Genomic DNA, 6,000 nt, shown 5'->3' with positions numbered 1-6,000 from the left:
GATTTACAGTGTTCATTTATTAACTCAGTTTATTATGAGATTTAATGGGTTTATTTGTGGATTTACCGCGTTTATTTGGAAATGTATAGCTTTTATTTAGCCTGTTCAAATTTATGTAATATAATAGGTACATGTTCAATGTGAGTTTATTTAGGCTGCTCAAATGTTATTTATATAATAATAATATTCAATGCGTTCCTTTGTTGATTGTGTTGAAATATCTCATGAGGTCAGCATCAGCCAAAGGTACCCAGGCCGCGTTAAACGCAACATTAATCACGCTGCTTTTATTTCACTAGTGCTGTGTTTTTATTGCATTCGATCGTAGATTTACTGGTTTTATTTAGATAATTAATGTGTTTATTTATCGATTTACAGTGTTCATTTATTAACTCAGTTTATTATGAGATTTAATGCGTATATTTATGGATTTAGTGCGTTTATTTGGAAATTTATGGCGTTTATTTAGTCTGTTCAAATTTTATGTAATATTATAGGTACATGTTCAATGCGTTCCTTTGTTGACTGTGTTGAAATATCTCATGAGGTCAGCATCAGGTAACGGTACCCAGGCCGCGTTGAGCGCAGCATTGATCACGCTGCTTTTATTTCACTAGTACTGTGTTTTTATTGCATTCATTAGTACTTAGATATTTACTGATTTAATTTAGAGAATTATTGTGTTTATTTATCGATTTACAGTGTTCATTTATTAACTCAGTTTATTATGAGATTTAATGGGTTTATTTGTGGATTTACCGCGTTTATTTGGAAATTTATAGCGTTTATTTAGTCTGTTCAAATATGTAATATAATATACATGTTCAATGTATTTTCAATAGCCAAATGTAAAGGAGTTTCTTGAGATTGATTTTGCAAATTAACACCTATATCCTGTGCTTCTAATAGAGCTTTTACTACACTTTCTTGATTATTTAGACATGCTATATGCAATAATGTTAATTCTTCTTTGCCAAAATAAGAATCAACACTAAATTTATAATTTATATCAGAACTTTTCTTCTCCCATTCTTTACAAGTAGGTGGGTCTACTTTTTCTAGTTGCTCTTTTATTTTTTCAACTATGTTATCACCATTCAAATCATTTTCACGATTTACTATACCTAATACCTGTTCGAACAATGCTAAATACATATAAAATTCTCCTATAAAAATAATAATATACTTTAATTATTATATACTTAAGCAATAAAGTCAAGAATTTAATTAACTATCATAAACACTCAAGCAAGAAAAAGGGGCTTTTGTGCGAGCGTTATTAATCTTCAGTTTAATAGGATAAGATTCGTCAACATTTCTGTAAGTATCTTCTATATAGAAGGGTTGCTACCAATAAAGCCTAAGCTGACCAAATACATTTCTGTAGATTCAGATCTACTTGACTTTGGTTTGAAGTATCTTACTGTTTTAAACATTTTTTTTAGCTCATTGCAGAAATCTTTATCAGACTCTCCTTGAAAAATTTTTACTACGAACTTGCCATCATGATTCAAAAAATGCTTTGCAAAATTGAGCGCTGCTTCGCATAAAAGCATAATTCTGATATGATCTAACGATTTTAAACCGCAAGATTCTGGTGCCATATCAGATAAAATTACATCAAATTTGTGATCCTTGAATTTTTCTCTTAAAATTTCAAGTTCGCTGATAATATCACACTGTATACACTCTACTCCACTAATTGCGTTTATTGGTTTTATGTCAACAGCAATCACACTCGCTCCTTTCTTAGATGCAACTTGTGACCATCCACCAGGAAAAGCGCCAAGATCAATAATTTTTTGCCCTTGTTGGAGTAGTTTAAATTTATCGTCTATTTCTATTAACTTATATGCCGAGCGCGATCTATAACCGTCCTTATTGGTTTTTTGCACATACTGATCATTCAAATGGCGATGTAGCCATCTTGTTGAAGATAACTTTCTACCTCTAGCTGTTTTTACTCTGGTCTTTATACTAATAACCTACTTATTATTGATTATATCTTTGAGCTCTTTTTCAACTACTTCTTTTACCAATGCATGTAGATACTTATTCAGCCACTCTGAAAGCTGAGGTTTTAAAAGAGATACAACTAATTCTTCAACAGTAAGATCCGCTCTTTTTTGTTGTTTATGCCGTAGTTCGCTTTGCATCTTTTCAAGCAATGTTTTAATTTCCTCCATATTTTCTTTTAAAACTAAATGCTCGTTACTTTGTTCTTGATAGCTCACTTTGTTATTACTCATTTGGATATTATCATACAAATTTTTCTCTTCTGAGTTGTAACTATTAAATTGGTTATTCATTTTCTCACTTTGGCAATTATTCTCTTCTTCACTATTTTCTTTTTCTTCGATGTCTTCTGGGTACTCCTCTTCAAGGCATAATACGTCATCATCTTCATCTATTATTTCTGCTCTATCACCACTTGGATTTTTACCCGATATAGCTTTTTTTATATCTTCTAGTATATCTTTTACAGATTGATTATCGCTCATACCATTAAATTTAAAGGTTTATACTATTTATCATAAAAAGCAAGTTGTAAACACTAATTACATAATTGCTTTTTGCCTGAATTAGATCGGAACGTGCTTTAAATAGTTCATCTTCAGTATCCAAAAGATCAATTGTGCTCTTTAAATTTAAGTTTACTTCTTGCGCAACTCCTTCCAATGCTAAAGCTGCTGCTTTTTCTGCTTCTTGACTTGCTTTAATAATAGCTTTTGCTGTCAGCACGTTATTCCAAGCATTTATAACTGCTTGTTCTATATTTTTTACTGCTTCGTAATAATCGTAAGTGGATTGTTTTGCATCCATTTTAGCTCTACTAACACCAAAAACATTAACTCCTCTTTTAAAGATCGGAATATCAAGAGTAAAGACAACATTCACATTTTCTAGTAACGTGTCTAATTTTATATTGTCCTTTCCAAAATTTTTACTTGCGCTTAGATTCAAAGAAGGAAGCCACTTGGAACTTTCAGCAATCACTTCCATTCCAGCAGCTCTTTTTTTATAAATAGCTGCTTTTAGGGACAAGTTGTTGGTTTTTGCTAACTGTAAACATTCATTTAATTCTGGTATAGAAGGTAGTTTACCATTAGTCTCGTGAAGATTATCAGCATCTTCACCAATTAAATGATAGTAAGCAATATTAGCGAGCTTTAATTCACCTTCAGCATCAACTCTTTTGGATATAGAAGATGAAAATTTTGCTTTTGCGAATAAAACCTCAGCATTAGTAACTTCTCCAAGAGAAAAGCGTTTTTTCATAGCTGACAAATGTTCTAAAGAAACACGTTCTTTATGTTCCCCCAGTTTTAATATTTCTGCCTTTTGTAAAACATTAACATATGCTTTCACAGCGCTGAGTGCAACTTCTTGCTTTGACTGCTGAAATCTAATTTTTGCTGCTTTAAGAAGATGACTTGATCGGCTAAATGTAGCAAAAGTGCCCCCACCGTCTATTATTCTTTGGCTTAATGTTAGACGCTTTCCAGAGTTTTGTCGATCGTTAATAATATTAAAATTACTATCGAAATTATATTGTAAATTAATGTCAGGTAAAAATCCAGCCAATCCAGAAGATTTCAGCTGTTTTTCAGCACTCTTATATTGGTAAAACTGAGACTTTATTTTTGAGCTGTTTTTGATAGCTTTGCTTATGGCTTCTTCCAAATCGATTGCATAGCAACCTATAGTACCAAAAGCAATTATAAGTATAATAATCAATCGAAACATTTTGCTTTCTAGCATGTTGTTTAAGTTATTAGCATAAATTACTTTAATAATCAATAACTAATGTTGTAACTAATGTTATTGACACTATCAAGCAACTCAGTGTATCATAATCTACTGTTATGTATTGATATATGAAAACTTTTTTCTTAAAAGAGAAACAAGTCGATAAAAAATGGCTTGTTATAGATGCAGAAGGATTAGTAGTAGGAAGGCTTGCAGCGTTTGTAGCAGCGCTATTGCGTGGAAAGCATAAGCCTGAATACACACCTCATATGGATTGTGGAGATAATGTAATTATTGTTAATGCAGAAAAGGTACATTTTACCGGAAAGAAACTTAAAGATAAAATCTACTATAGGCATACAGGTTATTCTGGTGGTTTAAAGAAAACTACTCCAGATAATATTTTAAATGGCAAATTCCCTGAGCGTGTGATAAAAATGGCAGTAAAAAGAATGCTTGATGATGGTCCTATGGCACGTAGACGGTTTGAAAATTTGTATGTTTATTCTGGTTCAGAACATAAGCATCAAGGACAGCAACCTGAAAAAATAGATTTTGCCTCTTTAAATCGTAAAAATAAGAAATAATGGAGTAAAAAGTGAAAATAAATAATAATGATCAGCCAAAAAAGGCAATGATTGACTCACTTGGTCGTTCATATGCCACAGGTCGAAGGAAAGAATCTGTAGCAAGAGTATGGATAAAGCCAGGAAGTGGAAAATTTAGTGTTAATAAAAAAGATGATTTAATTTCTTATTTTAAAAGAGAATCAGTGTGTCAAATGATTAAAGCGCCATTCATAGTAACTTCTATGTTAGATAGGTATGATGTGTTTGCAACTGTAAAAGGTGGAGGACTATCTGGCCAAGCAGGTGCCTTAGCTCATGGAATAAGCAGAGCTTTAAGTAGTATAAGTCAAGATCTACACTCTATATTACGTAAGGGTGGATTCTTAACTAGAGATTCACGTGTTGTTGAGCGTAAGAAATATGGTCAACATAAAGCTCGGAAAAAATGTCAGTTTTCTAAGAGATAATTGTTTCATAATGGTATTTTTTTGTAAATATTATACAAGTTCTTACAAGGTTTTATGACATTTTCTCTTTTTATGACGAATTTAGTTGACTATTGGTATTAGCATAATATGCTGTTTATGTAATTTTTCAATATTAAGGTAATTTATGAGTAAAGAAGATATAGTAAACCAACTGAGTCAAGAGTGCTCTAGTCAAGGTATAGATATAACAAAAGCTAGTTTGAGTAAGATTCATGATATTTTTATGGAAACAATCAAGAACGATCTAAATCGTAAAGGTGAAATACGTTTGCATGGAATAGGGACATTCTCTACTGCTATAAGTAAGGAAAGACAATGCCGTAATCCTCAAAATGGTGAGATTATGACCGTTCCTGAAAAGAAAAGAGTAAGGTTTAAAGCAAGTCAAGCTCTTTCAAGTACTTTAAATATCAAAGAGAAAGTATAAGCTACTTAGATATTGTCATTTTCATCTTTTTAGTTACACTGTGTAAGCCATGAAATATAGCCTCGCTGATTAAAGAATGGCCTATATTAAGAGCTGAGATGTGAGGTATTTCTTTTATTCTTTTAGCATGTTTATAATTTATGCCATGCCCTGCGTGGCATTCTATTCCTAGCTTATTAATGTATTCTGCAGAGTTAGTAATAAGTTTTAATTTTTCTTCTGATGGATTATCACAGTAATCCCCTGTGTGAATTTCTATTATGTCAGGCTTTCTTTCTAGCTTCTCAAGATATTTTAGTTGATTAATATTTGGATCGATAAACAGTGAGACTTTTATGTCAAAGCTATGCATTTCCTCTATTATACCAGAAAGTTTACTGTGCATATTCACGATATTCAGGCCACCTTCGGTTGTTAATTCTTCTCTTTTTTCTGGTACTATACAAATCGAATAGGGTTTTACTTCTTTTGCTATTTTGAGCATTTCTTCCGTAGCTGCAATTTCAAGGTTCAACTCAGTGCTAATGTTTTGTTTTAGATTGAATACATCCTCATCTCTGATATGCCTTCTGTCTTCTCGTAAGTGTACGGTGATAAAATCTGCTCCAGCATCAATAGCTATTTTTGCTGCTTTTAATGGATCTGGATAAGAAGCTCCACGTGCGTTGCGAAGGGTTGCAACGTGATCAATATTAACGCCCAATTTCACAATTTACCTCAAAAATTATTTATAAATTATACATATTATTAGATCTTATGCATGTCA

8 protein-coding genes are annotated in these 6,000 nt (G+C 32.0%); 3 read left to right on the top strand and 5 right to left on the bottom strand.

Translation table 11 applies throughout. From position 1 onward, the window contains the following. Positions 1-798: 798 nt before the first annotated feature. From ACJ5GX_RS05485 to ACJ5GX_RS05470, 4 genes are all read right to left on the bottom strand, one after another. Complete coding sequence (locus ACJ5GX_RS05485) at positions 799-1,155, bottom strand: ankyrin repeat domain-containing protein (protein ID WP_495292783.1); 357 nt, start codon at positions 1,153-1,155, stop codon at positions 799-801. 176 nt (positions 1,156-1,331) lie between these two features. Further along, a complete protein-coding gene (locus ACJ5GX_RS05480; RefSeq protein WP_052264860.1) occupies positions 1,332-1,910 on the bottom strand; it encodes an RlmE family RNA methyltransferase in 579 nt (192 codons plus the stop codon). A gap of 75 nt (positions 1,911-1,985) precedes the next feature. Continuing rightward, a complete protein-coding gene (locus ACJ5GX_RS05475) occupies positions 1,986-2,501 on the bottom strand; it encodes a PopZ family protein (RefSeq protein ID WP_007302034.1) in 516 nt (171 codons plus the stop codon). A gap of 10 nt (positions 2,502-2,511) precedes the next feature. Further along, complete coding sequence (locus ACJ5GX_RS05470; protein WP_052264862.1) at positions 2,512-3,747, bottom strand: TolC family protein; 1,236 nt, start codon at positions 3,745-3,747, stop codon at positions 2,512-2,514. Positions 3,748-3,878: 131 nt separating this feature from the next. On the opposite strand from ACJ5GX_RS05470, the gene rplM reads away from it, so the two are divergent. From rplM to ACJ5GX_RS05455, 3 genes are all read left to right on the top strand, one after another. Then, positions 3,879-4,337 (top strand): 50S ribosomal protein L13, encoded by a 459-nt coding sequence (rplM, locus tag ACJ5GX_RS05465; RefSeq protein WP_006014941.1) that lies wholly within the window; start codon positions 3,879-3,881, stop codon positions 4,335-4,337. Between the two features lie 47 nt (positions 4,338-4,384). Next, the gene (gene rpsI, locus ACJ5GX_RS05460) at positions 4,385-4,786 is read left to right on the top strand and encodes a 30S ribosomal protein S9 (RefSeq protein ID WP_052264863.1); all 402 of its coding nucleotides are present in this window, start codon (positions 4,385-4,387) and stop codon (positions 4,784-4,786) included. 145 nt (positions 4,787-4,931) lie between these two features. Beyond that, on the top strand, positions 4,932-5,234 hold the full coding sequence (locus ACJ5GX_RS05455) for an HU family DNA-binding protein (protein ID WP_052264861.1): 303 nt from the start codon (positions 4,932-4,934) through the stop codon (positions 5,232-5,234). Between the two features lies 1 nt (position 5,235). Here ACJ5GX_RS05455 and ACJ5GX_RS05450 read toward each other — a convergent pair whose 3' ends face one another. After that, positions 5,236-5,943: a pyridoxine 5'-phosphate synthase gene (locus ACJ5GX_RS05450; protein ID WP_010402508.1), complete on the bottom strand. Its 708-nt coding sequence runs from the start codon at positions 5,941-5,943 to the stop codon at positions 5,236-5,238. Positions 5,944-6,000: the final 57 nt, after the last annotated feature.

It is taken from the genome of Wolbachia endosymbiont of Tuta absoluta (assembly GCF_059414725.1).
This window is presented reverse-complemented; position numbering and strand designations above follow the sequence as displayed.

What these genes read in the sequence shown, in the direction of transcription:
- ACJ5GX_RS05455 (WP_052264861.1), top strand. Translation starts at nt 4,932, where the DNA reads ATGAGTAAAGAAGATATAGTAAACCAACTGAGTCAAGAGTGCTCTAGT.
- ACJ5GX_RS05470 (WP_052264862.1), bottom strand. Translation starts at nt 3,747, where the DNA reads ATGTTTCGATTGATTATTATACTTATAATTGCTTTTGGTACTATAGGT.
- ACJ5GX_RS05475 (WP_007302034.1), bottom strand. Translation starts at nt 2,501, where the DNA reads ATGAGCGATAATCAATCTGTAAAAGATATACTAGAAGATATAAAAAAA.
- rplM (WP_006014941.1), top strand. Translation starts at nt 3,879, where the DNA reads ATGAAAACTTTTTTCTTAAAAGAGAAACAAGTCGATAAAAAATGGCTT.
- rpsI (WP_052264863.1), top strand. Translation starts at nt 4,385, where the DNA reads ATGATTGACTCACTTGGTCGTTCATATGCCACAGGTCGAAGGAAAGAA.
- ACJ5GX_RS05485 (WP_495292783.1), bottom strand. Translation starts at nt 1,155, where the DNA reads ATGTATTTAGCATTGTTCGAACAGGTATTAGGTATAGTAAATCGTGAA.